Source organism: Saxibacter everestensis, assembly GCF_025787225.1.
Taxonomy (GTDB): Bacteria; Actinomycetota; Actinomycetes; order Actinomycetales; family Brevibacteriaceae; genus Saxibacter; species Saxibacter everestensis.
In genome coordinates this window covers 559,113-577,261 of the sequence record NZ_CP090958.1, presented here as the reverse complement: position 1 = coordinate 577,261, position 18,149 = coordinate 559,113, and the positions used below count along the sequence as shown (strand labels likewise).

General features: G+C 63.6%; 33 protein-coding genes, 1 tRNA gene and 1 pseudogene. 2 read left to right on the top strand and 33 right to left on the bottom strand.

Annotated elements, in window-relative coordinates; all coding sequences use genetic code 11:
- Positions 1-527 precede the first annotated feature (527 nt).
- From LWF01_RS19235 to LWF01_RS02675, 26 genes and pseudogenes are all read right to left on the bottom strand, one after another.
- Positions 528-944 (bottom strand): annotated as a pseudogene (locus LWF01_RS19235) (DNA cytosine methyltransferase); the annotation flags it as partial.
- Complete coding sequence (locus LWF01_RS02795) at positions 941-1,288, bottom strand: hypothetical protein (protein WP_349639519.1); 348 nt, start codon at positions 1,286-1,288, stop codon at positions 941-943. The gene LWF01_RS02795 and the pseudogene LWF01_RS19235, both read right to left, overlap by 4 nt.
- Positions 1,285-1,641 carry a hypothetical protein gene (locus LWF01_RS02790; protein ID WP_349639518.1) on the bottom strand — a complete coding sequence of 119 codons (357 nt, stop codon included), beginning with the start codon at positions 1,639-1,641 and terminating at the stop codon, positions 1,285-1,287. The genes LWF01_RS02795 and LWF01_RS02790 overlap by 4 nt, the downstream gene beginning before the upstream one ends.
- On the bottom strand, positions 1,638-2,150 hold the full coding sequence (locus LWF01_RS02785; RefSeq protein WP_349639517.1) for a hypothetical protein: 513 nt from the start codon (positions 2,148-2,150) through the stop codon (positions 1,638-1,640). The genes LWF01_RS02790 and LWF01_RS02785 overlap by 4 nt, the downstream gene beginning before the upstream one ends.
- Positions 2,151-2,999 carry a YqaJ viral recombinase family protein gene (locus tag LWF01_RS02780; protein ID WP_349639516.1) on the bottom strand — a complete coding sequence of 283 codons (849 nt, stop codon included), beginning with the start codon at positions 2,997-2,999 and terminating at the stop codon, positions 2,151-2,153. It lies immediately after the preceding gene.
- Entirely contained in the window at positions 2,996-3,442 is a 447-nt protein-coding gene (locus LWF01_RS02775; RefSeq protein ID WP_349639515.1) for a RusA family crossover junction endodeoxyribonuclease, read from the bottom strand. The genes LWF01_RS02780 and LWF01_RS02775 overlap by 4 nt, the downstream gene beginning before the upstream one ends.
- Positions 3,443-3,710: 268 nt before the next feature.
- The gene (locus LWF01_RS02770) at positions 3,711-3,950 is read right to left on the bottom strand and encodes a hypothetical protein (protein ID WP_349639514.1); all 240 of its coding nucleotides are present in this window, start codon (positions 3,948-3,950) and stop codon (positions 3,711-3,713) included.
- Positions 3,947-4,234, bottom strand: a complete 288-nt coding sequence (locus LWF01_RS02765; RefSeq protein ID WP_349639513.1) for a hypothetical protein — start codon at positions 4,232-4,234, stop codon at positions 3,947-3,949. The genes LWF01_RS02770 and LWF01_RS02765 overlap by 4 nt, the downstream gene beginning before the upstream one ends.
- Positions 4,227-4,403 carry a hypothetical protein gene (locus tag LWF01_RS02760; protein WP_349639512.1) on the bottom strand — a complete coding sequence of 59 codons (177 nt, stop codon included), beginning with the start codon at positions 4,401-4,403 and terminating at the stop codon, positions 4,227-4,229. The genes LWF01_RS02765 and LWF01_RS02760 overlap by 8 nt, the downstream gene beginning before the upstream one ends.
- Entirely contained in the window at positions 4,403-4,606 is a 204-nt protein-coding gene (locus tag LWF01_RS02755) for a hypothetical protein (RefSeq protein WP_349639511.1), read from the bottom strand. The genes LWF01_RS02760 and LWF01_RS02755 overlap by 1 nt, the downstream gene beginning before the upstream one ends.
- Positions 4,603-4,776, bottom strand: a complete 174-nt coding sequence (locus LWF01_RS02750; protein WP_349639510.1) for a hypothetical protein — start codon at positions 4,774-4,776, stop codon at positions 4,603-4,605. Before LWF01_RS02750 ends, LWF01_RS02755 begins: the two co-directional genes overlap by 4 nt.
- Before the next feature lie 208 nt (positions 4,777-4,984).
- Complete coding sequence (locus LWF01_RS02745) at positions 4,985-5,209, bottom strand: hypothetical protein (RefSeq protein ID WP_349639509.1); 225 nt, start codon at positions 5,207-5,209, stop codon at positions 4,985-4,987.
- Between the two features lie 235 nt (positions 5,210-5,444).
- Entirely contained in the window at positions 5,445-5,672 is a 228-nt protein-coding gene (locus LWF01_RS02740) for a hypothetical protein (protein WP_349639508.1), read from the bottom strand.
- Positions 5,672-5,908, bottom strand: coding sequence for a hypothetical protein (locus LWF01_RS02735; RefSeq protein ID WP_349639507.1), 237 nt, complete (start codon positions 5,906-5,908; stop codon positions 5,672-5,674). Before LWF01_RS02735 ends, LWF01_RS02740 begins: the two co-directional genes overlap by 1 nt.
- Positions 5,905-6,090, bottom strand: coding sequence for a hypothetical protein (locus LWF01_RS02730; RefSeq protein ID WP_349639506.1), 186 nt, complete (start codon positions 6,088-6,090; stop codon positions 5,905-5,907). The genes LWF01_RS02735 and LWF01_RS02730 overlap by 4 nt, the downstream gene beginning before the upstream one ends.
- Complete coding sequence (locus LWF01_RS02725; protein WP_349639505.1) at positions 6,090-6,692, bottom strand: hypothetical protein; 603 nt, start codon at positions 6,690-6,692, stop codon at positions 6,090-6,092. Before LWF01_RS02725 ends, LWF01_RS02730 begins: the two co-directional genes overlap by 1 nt.
- A gap of 16 nt (positions 6,693-6,708) precedes the next feature.
- Entirely contained in the window at positions 6,709-6,840 is a 132-nt protein-coding gene (locus LWF01_RS02720) for a hypothetical protein (protein ID WP_349639504.1), read from the bottom strand.
- Between the two features lie 65 nt (positions 6,841-6,905).
- Positions 6,906-7,316 carry a DUF8820 family protein gene (locus LWF01_RS02715; protein WP_349639503.1) on the bottom strand — a complete coding sequence of 137 codons (411 nt, stop codon included), beginning with the start codon at positions 7,314-7,316 and terminating at the stop codon, positions 6,906-6,908.
- A 26-nt stretch (positions 7,317-7,342) separates the two neighbouring features.
- A complete protein-coding gene (locus LWF01_RS02710) occupies positions 7,343-8,425 on the bottom strand; it encodes a DUF6745 domain-containing protein (RefSeq protein ID WP_349639502.1) in 1,083 nt (360 codons plus the stop codon).
- Positions 8,422-8,610 carry a hypothetical protein gene (locus tag LWF01_RS02705; protein ID WP_349639501.1) on the bottom strand — a complete coding sequence of 63 codons (189 nt, stop codon included), beginning with the start codon at positions 8,608-8,610 and terminating at the stop codon, positions 8,422-8,424. The genes LWF01_RS02710 and LWF01_RS02705 overlap by 4 nt, the downstream gene beginning before the upstream one ends.
- A 2-nt stretch (positions 8,611-8,612) precedes the next feature.
- A complete protein-coding gene (locus LWF01_RS02700) occupies positions 8,613-8,780 on the bottom strand; it encodes a hypothetical protein (protein WP_349639500.1) in 168 nt (55 codons plus the stop codon).
- Positions 8,777-8,980, bottom strand: coding sequence for a hypothetical protein (locus LWF01_RS02695; RefSeq protein ID WP_349639499.1), 204 nt, complete (start codon positions 8,978-8,980; stop codon positions 8,777-8,779). The genes LWF01_RS02700 and LWF01_RS02695 overlap by 4 nt, the downstream gene beginning before the upstream one ends.
- Positions 8,977-9,237 carry a hypothetical protein gene (locus LWF01_RS02690; RefSeq protein WP_349639498.1) on the bottom strand — a complete coding sequence of 87 codons (261 nt, stop codon included), beginning with the start codon at positions 9,235-9,237 and terminating at the stop codon, positions 8,977-8,979. The genes LWF01_RS02695 and LWF01_RS02690 overlap by 4 nt, the downstream gene beginning before the upstream one ends.
- Positions 9,234-9,629: a hypothetical protein gene (locus LWF01_RS02685; protein ID WP_349639497.1), complete on the bottom strand. Its 396-nt coding sequence runs from the start codon at positions 9,627-9,629 to the stop codon at positions 9,234-9,236. The genes LWF01_RS02690 and LWF01_RS02685 overlap by 4 nt, the downstream gene beginning before the upstream one ends.
- Positions 9,626-10,642 carry a ParB N-terminal domain-containing protein gene (locus LWF01_RS02680; protein ID WP_349639496.1) on the bottom strand — a complete coding sequence of 339 codons (1,017 nt, stop codon included), beginning with the start codon at positions 10,640-10,642 and terminating at the stop codon, positions 9,626-9,628. The genes LWF01_RS02685 and LWF01_RS02680 overlap by 4 nt, the downstream gene beginning before the upstream one ends.
- Entirely contained in the window at positions 10,639-10,848 is a 210-nt protein-coding gene (locus LWF01_RS02675) for a hypothetical protein (RefSeq protein WP_349639495.1), read from the bottom strand. The genes LWF01_RS02680 and LWF01_RS02675 overlap by 4 nt, the downstream gene beginning before the upstream one ends.
- Positions 10,849-11,313: 465 nt before the next feature.
- On the opposite strand from LWF01_RS02675, the gene LWF01_RS02670 reads away from it, so the two are divergent.
- A complete protein-coding gene (locus LWF01_RS02670; protein WP_349639494.1) occupies positions 11,314-11,808 on the top strand; it encodes a hypothetical protein in 495 nt (164 codons plus the stop codon).
- A gap of 88 nt (positions 11,809-11,896) precedes the next feature.
- Complete coding sequence (locus LWF01_RS02665; protein ID WP_349639493.1) at positions 11,897-12,247, top strand: ImmA/IrrE family metallo-endopeptidase; 351 nt, start codon at positions 11,897-11,899, stop codon at positions 12,245-12,247.
- On the opposite strand, the gene LWF01_RS02660 is transcribed toward LWF01_RS02665, so the two are convergent.
- From LWF01_RS02660 to LWF01_RS02630, 7 genes are all read right to left on the bottom strand, one after another.
- Entirely contained in the window at positions 12,244-13,353 is a 1,110-nt protein-coding gene (locus LWF01_RS02660; RefSeq protein ID WP_349639492.1) for a tyrosine-type recombinase/integrase, read from the bottom strand. The two genes, LWF01_RS02665 and LWF01_RS02660, sit on opposite strands and share 4 nt — an antisense overlap.
- A gap of 80 nt (positions 13,354-13,433) precedes the next feature.
- A tRNA-Ala gene (locus LWF01_RS02655) sits at positions 13,434-13,506 on the bottom strand.
- A 141-nt stretch (positions 13,507-13,647) separates the two neighbouring features.
- The gene (locus LWF01_RS02650) at positions 13,648-15,105 is read right to left on the bottom strand and encodes a SepX/GlpR family protein (protein WP_349639491.1); all 1,458 of its coding nucleotides are present in this window, start codon (positions 15,103-15,105) and stop codon (positions 13,648-13,650) included.
- 88 nt (positions 15,106-15,193) lie between these two features.
- The gene (locus tag LWF01_RS02645) at positions 15,194-15,814 is read right to left on the bottom strand and encodes a GNAT family N-acetyltransferase (RefSeq protein WP_349639490.1); all 621 of its coding nucleotides are present in this window, start codon (positions 15,812-15,814) and stop codon (positions 15,194-15,196) included.
- Positions 15,811-16,371, bottom strand: a complete 561-nt coding sequence (locus LWF01_RS02640; protein WP_349639489.1) for a MogA/MoaB family molybdenum cofactor biosynthesis protein — start codon at positions 16,369-16,371, stop codon at positions 15,811-15,813. The genes LWF01_RS02645 and LWF01_RS02640 overlap by 4 nt, the downstream gene beginning before the upstream one ends.
- Positions 16,361-16,846 (bottom strand): cyclic pyranopterin monophosphate synthase MoaC, encoded by a 486-nt coding sequence (gene moaC, locus LWF01_RS02635; RefSeq protein WP_349639488.1) that lies wholly within the window; start codon positions 16,844-16,846, stop codon positions 16,361-16,363. Before moaC ends, LWF01_RS02640 begins: the two co-directional genes overlap by 11 nt.
- The gene (locus LWF01_RS02630; protein ID WP_349639487.1) at positions 16,847-18,145 is read right to left on the bottom strand and encodes a molybdopterin molybdotransferase MoeA; all 1,299 of its coding nucleotides are present in this window, start codon (positions 18,143-18,145) and stop codon (positions 16,847-16,849) included.
- Positions 18,146-18,149 lie beyond the last annotated feature (4 nt).

Genomic DNA, 18,149 nt, shown 5'->3' with positions numbered 1-18,149 from the left:
AGTCCAGCGCTCTCGGTGTTGGTAGGAGCTTTATCAACTCGTTCTCCGCGAGTTCGTTCAAATTCGCTACTCCGTGCCCTCTCGCCCGCATTGCTGCGACCTGCTCCGCCGTCTTGCCCTTCTGGGCGTCGTGAGCTTGCGGCGTGGGGAGGAGTTTCGCTTCGTTCCCGAGGTTCCGGGCGTGCCCGTTTCCCGTGTCCGGCTGAGTCGTGGGCGTAGGAAACAGGGTTTTCGCTACCCCGTTCAGCAGTAGCTCGTTCGACCGGCTGCCGCCCCTCCGCTCGTGACCACCGAGAGCGTCCGCCACGCTCGGAGTCGGCAGCAGCGCCACCGTCTCGGTTGCAGATCCGCCCCGCGTCGCCCGCGGCGTCGGTAGCAGCGAGGCCGCCGTCGCCAAGTCGCTCCCCCCCGAACCCGGCCGGTTCACTCTTGCGTAATCCGGTCCGCTTGATCCAAGCTTCGCCTCGGGTGTCCGTAGCAAGGACGAAGACCCGGGCGCGGGCGTGGGGGGCGCCGATGTCGGCAGCTCGAAGGAGTATCCATTGCGCGTCATACCCGAGCCGGGCCAAGTCGCCGAGAACGGTTCCGAACCCCACAGAGAGGTGACCTCGGACATTTTCCAGCACGACGTATCGGGGTCGTAGAACGCGAATCGCTTCGGTGAGGTACGGCCAAAGGTGCCGGTCATCGTCTTGTCCTTTCCGCTTCCCAGCGAGAGAGAACGGCTGGCACGGATAGCCCGCCGTAATAATGTCGATCGGCTCCACCGTCGACCAGTCGAGGATGGTGAGATCACCGTGGTTCGGAACGTCAGACCAGTGATGCGCGAGGATCTTCGACGGCCCAGCCTCATACTCAACGTGCCACGCCGTCTTCGCGGCGAACACTTCCTCAACAGCCAAGTCGAGCCCGCCGTAACCAGAGCATGTGCTGCCGATTCTCATGCTGCACCGTCCACGGCAACCCGGGTACCATCCGACAACAACCACCAACGACGGCGGTCCCGGTCGGTAACGGGGATCATGTCCGGGGTGTCCATACTGTTCCGGGGCACTTTCCAGCCCATGTCGCGGTAATGCGCTGCCCACGCCGGGTTGGACTCGGCTAGGCCGTTGCAGAACGAGCAGAACACGATGATGTTCGGGTAGGTGTGCGCGGTCTTGCAGCCGCCCATCCCTCGGCCCTGACGGTGCTGAGGCACCCACAGCTCCTCGCTGGCGTCACAGCAGTAGGCGGCCCCGTCGCGTTCCTTGACCCGCTTCCACATCGCGGCAGGTACCCGGCTCATCGCTCACCCACCCCAGCCATCCGGTAAGTGATCTCCACCAGCCGTGCCTGAGTCTGCAAATTGCTCTGCTGCGACTCATACGACCGGGACAGACCCTTCACGTAATTCAGGGTGATCAGCGCGACGTCCTTCGCTTCCCGGAAAGTGTCCGTGTCCACGATCGCTTGCTGCTTCCGGTCCTCCACCGGGCCGTCCGCACGCTTGTACGCCAGCGCGTACTCCCGCTGGTACTGCCGCTCAACCTCAAGGAACTCCGCCTCCGCCTCACGGAGGTGCTTCGGTCCCTGCGCCACCCGGTTCTTCAAGTCCGTCAGCTCCATGACAATCGAGTCGGGCGTCTTGATCTCGGTCATGACACGGCTTTCAGTTCACGGCCGATAGCGGCGATCCGGTCCAGATACTCTGCCGGGGCACCCTCACCCCGAGCGGCCTGCCAGATCGCCATCACGTCATCCGGGCTGCCACTCGCCCTCGCAGCCGCCACATGATCCCGAGACGGCTCGTACGACGCTGACGGTGCCTGCCGATTACGCACCTCTTCCGAGGACGCGATACCCTTCCGTGTGTCCACCGCGAGCGCCGCGACCATCGCCCGGCCCCACGCCGCCGTCTCAGCGTTCTGCAGCTCCGAATCGCGGGTGAACTGTGTTGGTCCGGGGACAGGCTCCCACGCCGTTCCGTGTGCCGGTGCCGGGTCGTCCTGTGACCGCCACGCCTCTGCCGTGTACACCACCCACGACTTCCCGGCGAAGTCCACGAACTGGACATCCTTCTGGCGAAGACGGCCGTCGGGATATTGAGTCCTGAACTCCACGATCCGGGTAGCGACATCTATGTAATCGAGTGGTCCTTTGTAAGCCATTTACGCCACTTCCTTCGGTGTGATCGACAACCGCTCCGAAGGCTTCCCTGGCCGCACGTACTCCTGATACGTGTCCGGGTGGTCCTTCTTGAAGGCTGACGTGTTGAACGTGTCCCGGCCCTTGACTTTCGTGAACGTGATCAATCCGAACGCCGTCGCCGCTTTCAGTTCGTCCCGGTCCCCGATCCGCCCACGGATCCGGGCCTTCACCTCGTCGAGGTCCGCTGTCGCGGTGTCCGCGATGTCTTTCTTCGTCGCGTACTCGGCTATCAGGTCATCCCATTCGCTGGTCTCCGACTCTTGCGCGAGGAATCGTTCAGCGACCTCGACAAGCTCGGCCATCCGGGTCCCGTCCCGCCCGATCAAAACCACCCGAGGTTCCATCACCGTGGGGATGAAATTCTCGTGTGGCTCCCAAGCGAAAACGCACTGATCTTTCCCCGTAACCATCAGCTGCCACTGCACCTGATCGATGTACTTCCGCGGGATGTCCTCAGCCGGCCAGTCGGTTTTCGTGGTCTTGATTTCCGCGATCGCGCGGTCACCGATGCCGTCCGGTGTCGCGAGGAATTCCGGCCGCTCGACCATCCGCACCAGCTGATCGTTCGGGGGAACGTTCCATACGGCCTCGACGTGCTTCGCGATGATCGGCTCACGGGCCTGCCCGTGAGCTGTGTAGACGTTTCCCGTAAACGTCTCCTGCCCGGCCTTCTCCGCTCGGACAGCAGCCCATACACCCGCTCCACCGGAAGCGAGCCGTGCCACGTCCGTCGCGGTCAACCCCTTTCGTCGGGCGGCAAGCCACGCGTCCCGGTCAGAGAACGGGCACACGAACTCGAAAAAGCTCATCTGGTGCTCCTAGTCTGTGAGACGGTGACGATGACACCAGGCACGTCCAACGGATCGGCCTCGTGCTCGGTCACGTAATGTTTGGTCGCTTCGAGACGAACGACCTGCGCGTCGTCCCCGTACACGCCCGCCGCAGAGAGAGCGTCGAGGATCGCGCGGGCTAGTTTGTCGATGTCGGGCTTCTTCGCCGGATGCCGTGGCGCTGTAGGTTTCAGGACGCCTTGGTTACGGCCTGTCCCGTAGTGGCCTTTCGGGCGGGGCAGGTAGAAGTCGCAGGCGACGAGCAGGGCACCGTCCATTTGTCCGTCTCTCGCGATCCGCGCTTCAGCGGTCACCGAGTCACGCCAAGGCCGGAGGTTCTTCGAGGACTCGACCATGATTCCGCGGCCCACATGCCTTTTGCTGCCCTGGGATACTGGGAGCCCTATCACTGTGAACTTCATGCGGACACCCCCAGCTGTTCGAGGTCGAACTCAACGTCGATACAGTCCTGGCACATGTCCGCCGGCCGTTTGACGTTGATGGTGCGCATCCGGCCGCACCGCTGGCAGGGTTTACGGTCACCCTCGCCCCGCTCATACGGTCCCCGAGGGTTCTCCCGCTGCTTACACTTCGAGCACACACCGCCCGTCCCGATACGCGTACCCGGGAACTGTCGAACCGTGGTGTGGTTCCGGCGGGTCGGATACCCACACTCGATACAAGTGCTCATCACCATTCACCCCGCCCGAACAGGTTCGAGTTCGTTTGGATGCGCGGTACCTCGTCCACGAGGCCTTGGTGGGGGTCGAGCTGCAGCATCGCCAGCAGGCGTTGGCGGGCTGTGGGGTCGGGTTCGTGGGCTTCCACCAGCTCCCGCGCCGCACGGTTGATCCCGTCGACGGTGCCGAGCTGTTTGAGTACTCGCCGGTAGATGGCGCGCTGACGCGCCGGGACAGGACGGCCACTCATGGCTGCTCACCCGCCCGGAGAGCCCGCACTACCCGCTCATGTCCAGCCTGAGCTTCCTTAAGGGTCGAGTACCGCCAGCACCCCAGGTTGTGGCGGCCCCCGCCGATCATCGTTTCGAAGATGATCGGTTTCGGTCCGCCGAAATGGTTGTGGTCGAGGCCGAGCCACACGGTGGACACATCCGCGAACCCGACTTTGTCCCTTGCGACCCGCTTGTCGTCGGTGGATTCCACCCACTGCTGAAGAGTGATCGGGCGACCCTGCTTGTCGTAGCAGTCACTCATCGTCGCCACCACCCATCGCCCGTCCGGCCGCGTACGCCGCACGCCACGCCGCCCACCCGAACAGCAGCACCCCAGCCGAGCAGAGCACCCACACGCCGTCATACGCGGCAACCAGCACCACCCCGACGACACCCGTCACCACCATCAGGTAAAAGAAGAGGCGCGGCATCAGGCTCGCCCCCCGATGACGTTGACGATCCGCAGCAGAATGTCCGTCGTCGCGTGCTCCGTTGCAGCGTCATGCGCTGCCTTGAGCGTCGGCCACGTCCCGATGACCTGCATGTTGACTCGGCAGATCACCACCCAGCCGAAGCGTGTGTGTTGCACCAGCGTCAGCCGCTCAGGCCGGACCTGGGTTTTCACTTTGATCACAGGTCTTTATCTCCTTGGAAAGAACTCAAATGTTTGCCTTGTGTGATGGCGTTGGCGTGCCTGTCGAGCCGCCGGTAAATCCCTTGCGCCGCGATGACCACGACTGTGCAGACGGTGAGGAACGCCACCGTCGCGACGACCAGGAATGCGAGGATCAGTGAGTCTGGCATGGTTCCTCCACCTCCTGCACGCGGATGTGTGTGTCAGCTGGGACGAGGGTTGAAAGATGCCAGGTGCGCTGCCAGTTGGTGATCGTCACCCGCGTGCCGCCAGCCGTGTGTTCAACAGATTTAAGGACACCGGATCGGGTACGCCGGTTCGCAGTGAACGTGATCTGGGAGCCGATATGTTCGGCGGTAAGGGCTCCAACAGTGAGGCTCATGCGGCACCGCCATCCCGCTGCACGATCTTCACAAAGGACGTGGTGGCGTCGTCGCAGTAGAACGCGAAGATGCGCGTTCCCCCAAGGACGAGCTTCACCAGGCTCCGGTCCCGCTCATGCCACACGGACAGGAGTGTCCCGATCCGTGTGCGCCGGTCTATCGTGACGGAGATTGTGAGACCCAGGTGGCAGTGTGACAACTCAGCGACAGTGAGGTTCATCGCCATGCACCCCGCTGTACGTCCTTGAGCGCGTCACCGAGAAAACCGAACCCGACTGCTAGAGCCGGTATCCCAAAGAAGCCGCACGCGAGAGCCGCCAACCCGTACCGGTCGTCGCTCGTGAAAGCTCCTGTGACAGCACCAGCGAGAGCGGCCAGTTCCAAGAAGAATCCGAAACCTGCGAGGCCGGCCAAGATACGGACTCGGACGACGGGACTAAGCAGTAGCTTCATCATCACTGGCCGCCCATCGACACGAGAGTCGGGAACCCCTGCCGCAGCAGCCACGCCCGCGTCCGCGGTCCGCCGATCGTGGCGTCGTCGTACACCCGCCACCAACAGCCCATATCGCAGCAGGCACGCTTCACGTAGTCCCAATTGCGGACCCGCACCGTCCACCCCGGCCCCATATCATCCAGCTCCGCGACCGTACGGACCGTGTCACCAACCATGTGCACAAACATCAGGCCACCGCCTTCGGGTGATGCACCACGGTCACGCCAGGGAACAAGGCCAACAGCTCGGCGGTGTCGTAGGTGAGGCTGTCCGACGCCCACGCCACCCGCCACGTGTCCGGCCCGACCTTGCGCATCCGGGTCGTGTAGGCGGGACGGTTCGCATCCATGTGGGCGTCCACCTCCGTGCCCTCCGGCTCAGCCCGCAGCTCCACAAGGTCACATATCGAATACGGCGGTTTCATGACGTCACCCGCTCAAGGCCCTCGACCGGGATACCCGCATGAATACGGTGTTCCCGGATCATCGACTCAACGTGACGGATCGGCACCCCGGCAGCGGAAATCCTCGCCGCAGCTTCCTCACACGTCCCGTAATCCAAGTCACGGACAGCCGGTGCCAAGTCCGCCGGTATCTGCTGGATCATCACGCCGCCTCCTTCGGGCCGTCATCAAACTCCGGCTTCACCGCGGGGTAGTCCCGTTCGAATGCCGCGAAATCCGTGTAAATCGGGATGCCGGGATAGTTGACGGCGATGTTCGCTGGCTCCAACTCCCACCGATGATCAGGCCGTAAAACCCCGCCACCACCGTCCGTGGACACCACCGGGAACTGCTTCGGGATGAACAGTGCTCTGATCCACGCCTTCTTCGCACGGAAACCACGCGACGACAACACGATCTCCCCGTAACCATCCACACACCCGCTGATGTCACCGGACTGCGCGTAATCGTTCGACCCCAGGTAGTAGCCGTAAAACCCGCAACGGCACGCACCCCACGGCTTCCCGCACTCTTTAACCTCCGGGTGCGGCGACTGTGTGAGATGCTGGGCGGTATTCTCCCCGGCACGCCACACCGACGGGTAGTAGATCCCCGTCAGCCAACCTTCTGGCGTGACCTTGAAAACCCGGAGACCGCGGGCAGTGCCAAGATGGAAATCGATGCTCTCCGAGGACTCGAAACCGTCAGTGCGGAACCCGTTCGGGCCGGGAGATGACGCTCCCGGGTATATCGGATATATCGGCATGACTGCTGCACCGCATTCAGGCTGGGACCGGCTCGGCCGGTACGGGGGCTGGTTCCGGCACGGGCACGGACTCCGGGATCGGCTCGAACTCGATATGCCGCTCCGGTTCGCCGACATCACCCATGCGGACGAAATCACTGAAATTCATGGCGTTCTCTCCTTGAAAGTGGTGCCGGTGGGCCGACCGTCGAGGGCCAGCCCACCGAGCGGGTTCTAGTCGGCGACGAGCCGCAGTTCCTCCGCGTACTCCACCTGACGGCCAATGTCATAAGACCCCGGCGCCAGAGCAAGATTTCCGTGTTCTTGATGGCTGAGGAGCCCCGTCGAACCTTCAGGGATCGTCACCGTGCCCAAGATCGGCTGGGTCGCCGACACATTGGCGCGGGCCTCCCAGAAACACGGCCCGTCCGGATGCAACGTGTGAGTGTTCGAGGACGCCTCCGACTGCACGAGCATCACCGTCTTCGGCATCGGCTTCGACACCACACCCTCAACCCGGCGAACCGACACGTCACCCTGAAAACCGAGCCTGGTGATCACCGGGATAGACGCCTCCCGGTCCAGATGGTCGAGGATCTCCTTACCCGTGATGCGGATCGCATCAGCCTGCGTGATAGTGCTCATTACTGGTGTTTCCTTCCTATTGGGGGTCAGCGCCGGACTTCGGCTGCTGCGTACTCGTCGCGGGGAATCCCATAGAGGGACGCCGCCGCAGATAAGGCATCCGTCTCGTGACCTCTGCACACGAGACCGAATCTGTGCCGCGTACCATCGGCTTCAGGCGAACCGTTAGTGCACAAGAGGATCCGGACCTTCTCCTCGTACGTGTCCTGCAGACGCTCCGGCAGGTCATACAAAGTGAGAGTGTGTGGACTGTTCCCCGGATCGGGGACCGTCTCACCGACCTGGGTCATGTGGGCCGCGAACCTGTCCCAGCCGTACCGCTCGATCGCGCACCGCCGGACCTCGGTGTTCTCCTCGGCGAAGATCCGATCCACATCCCACTCGTGGGCGAAAAAGTCTTCGGGTAGCCGGGTGCCGTGCCACGCGCTCAAGCTGTAACCGTCCGCGTATTGCAGCGCCGGGCCGTCCTCGTTGTGGAGCCTGCCCTGGTTGTCGCGGGCGAGGCGTGTGGGCCGCTCGGTGAGGAAAGCAACTTCTGGCGTCGCATACCACCAGCCGATGCCCTCCACCGCCGACGTGACCGCTGTCAGGCGGTCGCTCTCAGGGAGCCCCGCCACACGGAGGGCCTGGCCGTAGTAGGCCATCCAAAATGCCTCGTACCAGGTGTCTAGACCGTAGTAGTAGACATTTTGGAGCTGGCCCCCGAGCTGGTCCCCGAGCTGGTCCCCGAGCTGGCCCCTGAGCTGGCCCCCGAGCTGGCCCCCGAGCTGGCCCCAGAGCTGGCCCCCGAGCTGGCCCCAGAGCTGGCCCCCGAGCTGGCCCCTGAGCTGGTCCCTGAGCTGGCCCCTGAGCTGGCCCCCGAGCTGGCCCCTGAGCTGGCCCCCGAGCTGGGATAGGACGCCGAGGGCGCAGATCCCGCCCATAGGGGAATCCATCCATATGATGGCTTTCGGTGGCTCCAGCCCGGCGGTGCGGTACGTCTCATTGACGGCGGCTTCGGCTTTGGGTCGGTCGCAGCGTTCCGTGGAGAGCGCGACCCGCACCCACCTGTCAATCTCTGCCTGGATCAAGGCCAGGTCGTGGTCGGTGAGTTTGCCGTTGTACGTCACAGGTCTTCTCCTCGTTGAGTGGTTTCGGCGGCGAGCTGTTTCAGGGTTTTCACGCCAGCCAGGGCTTCCAGGGCCTCGCAGTACGCGGCCTGGGCGTTAAAAACTTTCGTGTACCAGGCGGCGTTGTCGGCGGTGGGGTGATCGAGTGCGTCGAGCAGGGCCACGCGCAGGGCGTCCAGGTCCATCGCTAGTTCACCCGGCTTCGCAAGTACTCGTCCCAGCCGATGAACGCGATATCCGGGGCGTCAGCTTCGAGTTGCTGGCGTTGCGTGCAGCAGCGATGATGCGCCGCCAGCAGGACCGCGACGATGGAGAACCACGCGAGCATCAGGAGGATGTAGACGGCCCAGATCATGACGGCACCTGCGTTGTTTGGGGGTCACCCGGCACTTCCAGCACGAGTAGGCACGGAGGGATGTTCTGCCGGTTCCCGTCGATGTCCACGAACGCCATAGCTGTGGACCGGTCAACGTCGAGGATCACGCCGTAGTCGTCCGAGCCGCGGACCTTGACGATGCCATGCAGCTGCCCGTCAGCCTCATCGAGAGTCATCACGACGCTCTCCGCTTCTTCGCCGACGCGGCGCCGAAAATCTCCATGCCCGGCTGCTGCTGCGGTTTCACGACGGCGACCGGGCGGTGCTCCACCAGTCGCTGAATCTCATCCAGGTGCGCCCTCGTGAACCGGGTCTGCCGGGCGACCTTCAGGTGCGGGAACTTGCCTTGCCGGCAGCCCTCACGCAGCCACCACGTCGGAGCACCCTCGCCCCGAAGCAGTGTGTTCGCCTCATCGATGCTGTACGTCTCTTTCATGCCGCTCGCCCCAGCTCATCCAGGTCCAGAGCTACGCCGCGCATCTCGTAGCAGTAGTCAGCGAGATTCCGGGCCTGCTGCGCAGACGCCCTAGCACTCTTCAAGTGGTGGGCAACGACATACTTGAATTCCTCCACGGACAGCAGCTCCAACTGGACGTGCGTGCCCTGCCCGTCAACCTCAGGGGCTTGCGGCAGACCCGACGTACCCTTCCGGCGAAGGAACGCCCCGACTTTCGTCTTGTGGCCCTGCGCCGTCAAATACTCGTTGAGGTGCTGGCCCGCCGTGATGGTGGCGTGAGCGACAATCTCTTTGACGGTGGCCCGACCTCCCAGCTCCTCAAAAATCCGCTGATACAGGTCGGACAGTTCCTGATTCTCGGAAGCACTCATCGGACGATCCTTAGTTTGTTGGCCTTGCAGGTGTCGGCAAGAGCCTGCGACTGGGAGGCGAGGCGTTCGAACTGCTCCCGCCACTGCTCTACGAGAAGAGCGTCGGTGATCGGGATAGCCTCGCTGATGGTGGTTGGGCCACCGGATTTTCCGATGAGCCGAGCAGCGGTGTTCGCAGCTTGGAAGATAGCGTCGGCCAGCTTGAAGTAGTCCGGGCCGGTGTCGGGTTCCGGTTCGTATGCCTTGCGTTGCTCGGCTGCGATTGTCTTCCGCAGGTTTTCCCGGCGCATCGACAGCTCGGGCTCCTGGAAGGTACGGAGCGACGTGGCCAGTCGGAGAAGATCCTTGATCCGACCGTCACCGACGTAGTACTGAAGTTCGGGAAATTCTGCGACTGCCGCTATGACTCGCTCGGCTTCGGTCTCGGCCCGCTTGAATTCCTTATGCGGCCCGTTGACGTTCCCGGTACGGTCCATCTCAGCAAGTGCCGCTTCTGCTTGCTTGCGGACAGGTGCCGGGGTGCTGGGGTCGCTGGCCTTGGCTTTAATCTCTCGCACGGAGCGGATTGTCTTCTCTGAGAAGCCAGTGCCCATCGCGGCGACATCACGAGTTTTCGGCTGTTTTAACGGTGGTAAATTTCCACCGTTTTTCGCTGGTCGTCCTGGACTCTGTCGTTCTTTGGCGGCTGGTTTCAGCGCGGCTTCGATAGCAGACGCGATCGTCTCAGCCTCAGACGGCGTGAACGCTTTCCGGCACGTGTTCTCGTCAGCCTCACCGCGCAGCACTTCGCCAGCAGTAGATAGGTCAACGACGGTGACAGGCACCTCAGCCCAGCCGAGCGATCGAACAGCCGCTAAACGACGCTCCCCGGCAATCAGCCGGAATCCCGCGTTCACCACGGGCGGATGCAGTAAGCCAACGATCTTGATGGAGTCGGCTAGCGCATTGATATCCCCGAGGTCTGTACGGTGCCGGTCCTCGATCCGGATGTCGGTGATTTTGAGCGTGGTCATGCTGCTGACCTGCTCTTCGGAGCACCACGCTGGATCGGCTTCCGCAATGGACCATGCCACACATTCAGCGGCTCAATAGCGAGCGCCTTCGCCCACGCAGTGAGTAAACGATCGGAAGCCTTTTTGTTTCCGTTCTCCACATTCGAGATACCGGCTTCGGTGATCTCGATCCCCTGCTCGGCGATCCGATCCGCCAGCTGGTTCATCGTCCAACCATGAGCGAGACGTAGATCTCGGATTCGCACCATGGGACCAAGTGGTTCTGTTGATGGCATATCCCTAAGTTAACGACAAGTAGGGACAATGTCAACGAATCAGCAACATATTTTCAACAAAACAAGCCCTGATCAGCGGAAGTACATCGATGTAACTCGCTGACCAGCGTCAACGTTCGATTACGACTTGTCGCAACTGAGCTAGACCTGTCAATAAAAAACCGACAAGCTGTTGCCATGACGAAATACGTAGCGGGATGGGCACTCCTCGGGAGCACAGTTAAGGCACGTCGAGAGCGTCTGGGGCTTACTCAGCAGGACATTGCTTCTCGCGGTGGCCCTAGCACCGCATCGTTATTCGGCATCGAGAACGGCAAAAGCGGCGGTTTCCGGTCCAAAACGCTGAAGTCTTTGGATGCAGCGTTAGGTTGGGAAGCCGGCGCTAGCGCTGCACTAGTGAGCGGGGAACTGCCGTACTGGAGCTGGCAAGGGGGTCTCGAAGAGTTCGTTGGCTACCTCGTCAGACGCGTTGACTATGGCGGGGCCGAAGACCTGCCAGTCGCCACCGAATCGGACATCCAATCGCTGCTTGCTCGCATCAAGGCGGAGCCTGGGGGCTCAACCTCACTCCGGCAAGCACTTGAGGAACTCGACGTTCCGGCAGCACACGTCGTGGATGAAGAGCTGCTCAACAAACTAAGAGTCGCTCGGGACGCCCTTATTGAAGTAATCGCAACTATTGAGACGGAGGTGGGGGGCGATGCTCAACGAGATGTCGGTGCCATAGCTCACACCAAGCTGAGCCCGGCGAGAAGCTTCCACCAAGTAATCAACGACGACGCAGGGCCGCTGCCTGACCGTGACAAGGCAGCGGCATACGACCCGACGCGGGACCGTGAGCGCCCAGAGTCACGAACCGAACACGAATCGGACGACACGCCACCTCGCTAGTGGAACGGGCAACTATATTTCGGGTATGTGCCGTAACCCTTGGGCGTACCTGCGAGCGATGGAGAATGTCATCCTCACGTGGTGCCGTATGCCTGATGGGGACACGCGGCACGGCTGCACCAACGGCGTAGACACAATTTGGCTGGACGACCGCCTGCTGTACGAGGAGCGCCGTTGCGCCCTGCAACACGAACTGATTCACCTTGAACGGGGTGACGTGGGGCGGCAGTCCGCGCACGTCGAGGCAGAGATCCGTGCGGAAACCGCCCGCCGGTTGATCGGCTGGAACGACTTGGTGTACGCCATGTCGTGGGGCTGCTCGATGCAGGAGGTCGCCATCGAACTTGCCGTGACCGTGGACGTGCTGGAAGACCGGCTGGACGGGCTGCGACCGGCCGTGCGGGCGATGCTGTGCCGGGCGAAAGACCAGCTCGCCTAGATCCCTGCCAGGGCTGTCTCGGCGATCTTCGCCGCCGCCAGATGCTGCTCCGGCATCATATGCGAATACCGGTCGATCGTCGTCTTAATCGACTCGTGCCCCAACCGGTACTGCAGCGAGTAAATGCCCATGCCGCCAGCCAGCATCCACGACGCGTGCGTGTGCCGCAGATCGTGCAAGCGCGGCGGTCGGGACAGTTCGACACCGGACTTAGCGATCGCCGGAAGCCACACGTTCGCCCGGAACGACGCATTGCGCACCGCCTCCCCCGTCTTACCCGTCAACAGCAGGTCACCCCGGCCACGCCGCAGCTCCTTTAGCGTGCCGGCAAGATCGGTGGGCAGGGACACGGTACGACGGGCTCGCGGCGTTTTCGGCGGCCCCACATACGGGCGACCATCCGCGCCAGACTTCCACGCTTTCGTCACCCGGACAGTCGGCGTCCCAACCGTGTTGAGGTCAGCGGCGGTCAACGCGGTCGCCTCACCCCACCGCAACCCCGTCCCAACCAACGTTCTCACGACGACCCGCCAATACTCGGGCATAACGTCGAGGACCGCGGCCACCTCCTCGCGGGTCAGGATCGTCATCTCCCGCACATCAGCAGTCTTCGGGGTCTTGACGCCGATACACGGATTGTCGGGACGATACCCCAGCCGGATCCCCGTGGTGAACGCAGCAGAGAGCAGGCCCTGCTTGTTGGCGATGGTTTTCGGCGCCAGCCCCAGCTGGGCGAGGTGCTGCACCCACTGCGTCACAACCTGCCACGTCACATCGCTAACCCGGTATCCGCCGATGGTCGGCGTGACGTGCCGGGCAACGTCTCGCCGGTACCGGGCTGCCGTGTCGGGACCCGCAGCGGTCAGCAGGTCGATATGCTCACTGACGAGTTCAGTCACCGTAGGGCCATGAGCGTAGGCCTGCTGAGCGGTGGCGATCGCCAAGGACCGGCGATGCCCGTTGGCTTCGAGGAACAGCTCGAACTTCTCAGCGGCACGCTCACTATCGAAGGTCTCCGAGTCCCGGAGTTTCGTGTCCGGATCACGCCAGCACACCTTGTACGAGGTGCTGCCGTCTGATCTTGGCCGTTCCTCGATCCACGCCATAACGCATAAAAATACCCCCTCAGGGGGCAGAAACGCCATCCTGAGGGGGCAGTGACCTGTATCGCCCCAGGTCAGACGGGTGGAGCTATGGGGAATCGAACCCCAGACCTCTTCATTGCGAACGAAGCGCTCTACCAACTGAGCTATAGCCCCAACTGCGTATTCGAGATTATCACCGCGAGCACTTCGCCGCTAAACCGGCCTGGCTAAACCGCATGCGCACGCCGACGAGCCACGACTCTACTCGCTGACGCTCAGCCGCCCGGAAGACAGCCGAGTCTCCCCCGTCGAAACCTACTCGCCGACGGCCCGGCGGCGCTGCAGTACGTCATTGAGCCGGTTGACCGAAGCCGCCGTTTTGTTCACGTGCACCGGACGGACATCCTGCAGCTCCGGCTTCTTGCCAGGCTCTTCAACCCAGGCCTGGGCCAGAGATTCCTTTTCGGTCGGAGTTCCGACGACCTTGTCGTGCACGGAGGCGTCGACGACAAGCGGTGCAGGTTCCGCACGTTCCACCTTGGCGGCATCCACGTAGGTCGGTCGCGGCACCGGAATCGGTGACCACGAAACAGAGCTCGCGGACTCCGACCCTCTGAGCGCTACCTTCGGCGCTACCGGCCGCGCCGGTGCAGCAGCGTCAACGCCAGCCTGTGCGTTCTTGGCGGGCCCGGCGTCCTTCGCGGGTGTGCTGGACTTGGCAGCTGGAGACCCAGCAGCAGAAGCCGTCACCGGAGCCGAAGCCGTCGCAGGAACCGAAGCAACGACATCACCCCGCTCGCGGCGTTCGGTCTTCGACTCCGCGTTCCGATCGCCATTCTCCGCGCCATCCCGCTCCGCAGAGACGGGCGCTGAAACAACCGTACGTTTCGCCGCCGGTGCCGCACTCGGCCGCGCAGGGGCAGCAGCCGCCGCGCTCGCACGGGAAGCCGACGTCGCGCTCGACCGCGCAGCACTAGAAGCAGCAACCGAATCCGTCGTCCGTCCCGCGGTAACAACCCGAGTCACGACCTCGTCCCGGCGGACCACCCGCGGACGTGCCGGAATCCGGCTGCGAAGTGCACGCAGAGCAACGAAATCGATGACGGCGCAGACCAGAGCAACAACGGGAACCGCCACGGCAACCACGCCGAACGCCGCCAGCACAGCCGAGACAATACCCGTGCCCATCAGCGCAAGAAAGATAAGGCCAAGCAGGCGAACGCGCGCCTTCATCGCGCCGCGGCGAGCCATGATGGAAGGCTCAGCCGCGGATGCCAGACGCTGCTCCGCGATCCGGCCCTTGACCCGGCTGCTGGCCTCCGCCACAGAACTTGCCGCGGAGGAAGCACCCTGGGAAGCTGCAGCCCTCGGGGACGCAGCAACGCCACGACCGCGCGGTCGCGCAGGACGTGCCGTCGGGCTCACCTCGGGCTCCGGTACGACAACCTCTTCGATCGGTTCGTCCAGGAATGCTGGTCCCTTTGGCGTCTTCATGCCACTCACGTCCGATACTTGGTTCATTAAGCTGCTGTTTGCTGCCGACAATTGATGCTGCGCGGCCGGAGCTGGCCGGCTGCCAAGCAGTAGTGCTCCGGTTGAGCGACCGGCGCCGCCCGACTCTGCGGCCCCAGACTCCCCGAGCACCTGAACTGTGTGGGGCAGCCGATCAACAATCACGGCATCCGAGAGTTGTTCATGTCGCCTTAGCCAGTGTGGAAGCAGGAAAAGGAGCCACATCACCATGATGCCGAGAAGAATGATGCTAGCGTCCACGGTTCAACCCTAGGAGCGCAGAACCGCCATACCGCGCATTAGATGCCGTGTGTCGGCATCGTCACGAAATATATCAGTCCCAGGCACCTCAAGCCCCCGGACCGGCCAGTCCCTGTTCTCCTGCCCGCACGTGCTTCCAGTAGTTCAGCAAGCCACCGGGAATGTCGTCCACCACGAGCGCGAAACTTCTGTGATCACGCCATTCGCCGTCGATGTGCAGGTATTGTTCGCGCACACCCTCGTCACGGAATCCAAGCTTCTCCACCACTCGAAGGCTGGCCTTGTTCTCCGGGCGAATATTGATCTCAGCTCGGTGCAAGTTCAGCTCGAAGAAACAGAAGTCGGTTGCCAGGGCGACCGATGTAGGCACCAACCCACGTCCCGCCCAGCGCTCGTCGATCCAATAACCGATGGACACCGAACGCAGCGACCCCCAGGTGATTCCGCTGACCGTCAGTTGCCCGGCGAACTCACCCTCGAACTCGATGGCAAACGGCAAGGCCGACCCAGACCGTGCCTGCGAGCTCAGATGACGGACCATCTGGCGAAATGTCGGAAGCTGGCCGCGCAGCTCCGGGCTTGATGCCTCCCATCGGGCCAGCCAGCGTCGATTGCGCTGCCGCACCTCTTTGAACGCCTTGGCGTCCCGCATCGACAACGGGCGAAGCACCAAGGTGTCCTCGCGCAGCGTCACCGGCCAGTAGTTCATGCCTCTCCGTGCTGGGCATCCGGTTGGACGGTCGGCATCCGGAATTCCGGCCGTCCCGGCGCCCGCGATTCATGATCCGATCCGGCAATCTGCGCGACGGCGTGCTCGATAACATCGGCTAGCACCGCGAGCGCGTCTCGAACAGCCCCCCGGGAGCCGGGCAGATTAATAACCAGCGACCCCTTTGCCACGCCCGCGAGCCCGCGGGACAGCACGGCCGTGGGTATCCCCTTGCGCACGCCTTCGGCGCGAAGCAGTTCCTGGATGCCGGGCAGTTGCCGATCCAGCAGTGGTTCGGTGACCTCCGGCGTCGTATCTGTCGGGGTGATACCGGTGCCTCCCGTGGTCAGGATGACGTCGTACCGGCCGGCCGCCGATTTCAACGCGTGCGCCACCGGGTCGCCGTCCGCAACCACCTGCGGGCCGGTCACCGCGAAGCCCCAGCTGCTCAGTCCCTTGACCAACTCCGGTCCGGACACGTCGTCGTAAACTTCGTTTGCCGCCCGGGTCGAGGCCACGATGACAAGTGCGGTCCGCCGGCTCTCTTCACTGTTCACGGTTCCACTCTCCCGATCGTCCGCCTGACTTCGATTCGACCTGCACGTTGACGATGCTCGCGCCCCGGTCGACCGCTTTGATCATGTCGATCATGGCCAGGCCGGCTACCGCGACAGCGGTCAGGGCTTCCATCTCAACACCGGTGCGATCCGCGGTGCGAACTGTGGCGCGCAACGCTACTCCAGCGTCCACGAGCTCGACGTCCATCTCCACGCCATGCACCGCGATCGGGTGTGCCAGCGGGATCAGATCCGGGGTCCGTTTCACGCCCTGGATGCCGGCCAGCCGGGCGACGGCGAGCGCGTCACCTTTGGGCACGCCCTCGCCACGGAGCAACGCGACAACCTCTGGGGTAGTACGGACCAGTCCCGTCGCCACTGCCTGACGCACCGTGACCTGTTTTGCTGAAACATCGACCATCTGCGCCGCGCCCCGCGCATCGACGTGTGTCAGTTTCTTTTCCGACCCGGACATTTACGAAACCTCCGTCGAACTGTGTAGGGCTGCGAAGAAATCCTGGTCGAGCACGAGGCACTCCAGCTCCGCGCCGTCGGAAACTTCCGCCAGGCCGGCCGGCACTCGCAGCAGCGTGTTCCCGCTCGCGAGATTTGCCAGCAGATGCGAACCATGTCCGCCGATTCTTTCCACTGTGAACCCCTCGGGCCCCGAACGCAGCGCTGCTCGAACCAGTTGCTCCTTGCCGGCCACCGAGGCAAAGCCCGAGACAACCCTGGCCCGCACCACCGGCCGGAACAGCTCGCTCCGGCCCAGCATCTGGTTCACCGCGGGCCGGACGAAAGCCTCGAACGAGACATAGCTCGATACCGGGTTGCCTGGCAACGTCAGCACGGGCACCTCCCGTCCGTCCGGCGCCTGCATCGTGCCGCTGCCCTGCGGGCCGCCGGGCTGCATCGCGACCTTGCCGAACCGCATGGACGGCGAGCCGGACAGCACTTCCTTGACCGTGTCGTAGGCGCCGGCAGACACCCCTCCGGTGGTGATCAGCAGATCGGCCTGGGACAGTTGACCCTCGAGTGCCTCGCGCACGTCGTCCGCGGTGTCGGCGACCAGGGCGACCCGGTGGGCCGGTACTCCCATCTCGCGCAGCGCGGACACGAGCATGTGCCCGTTGGACTCATAGATCTGCCCCGGCTGCAGCGGCATGCCCGGCTCGACCAGCTCGTCGCCGGTGGCTATCACCGCAACCCTCGGCATCGGGCATACTTCCACCACTGACCGGCCAAGCGCCGCCAGCAGTCCGATATGCCTCGGCCCGAGCGTCGTCCCTGCCGGTATGACCACGTCACCCGCACTCACGTCCTCGCCGATCCGGCGGATGAACAGGCCATCCACCAGGCTGGCGCCGTCCGGAACGCGCACCTCGACGCTTCCGGCCAGCGGCGCCGACCCGGCCGGCAGATCCGTCCACTCCACCGGAACGACCGCGCTGGCTGAATCCGGCACTGGCGCCCCGGTCATGATCCGCACCGCGCCACCGGACGGAACGGCCACCGGTTCGGCGGAACCAGCCGGAAGGTCGCCGGCAATCTGCAACCGGACGGCTTGGCCGACGGCTGCCAGATCCTCGATCCGAACCGCGTAGCCGTCCATCTGGGAATTGTTGAACAGCGGCAGATTGATATCGGCGCGCAGGTCGGATGCGAGACGGCAACCCAGGGCCTCCGCGAGCGGGACACTCGATGGCGGCAACGGCCGCACGAGCGAAAGCACGCGCTCGAGGTGGGAGCTGACGCTGATCGGCTGCGTGGGCATGGTG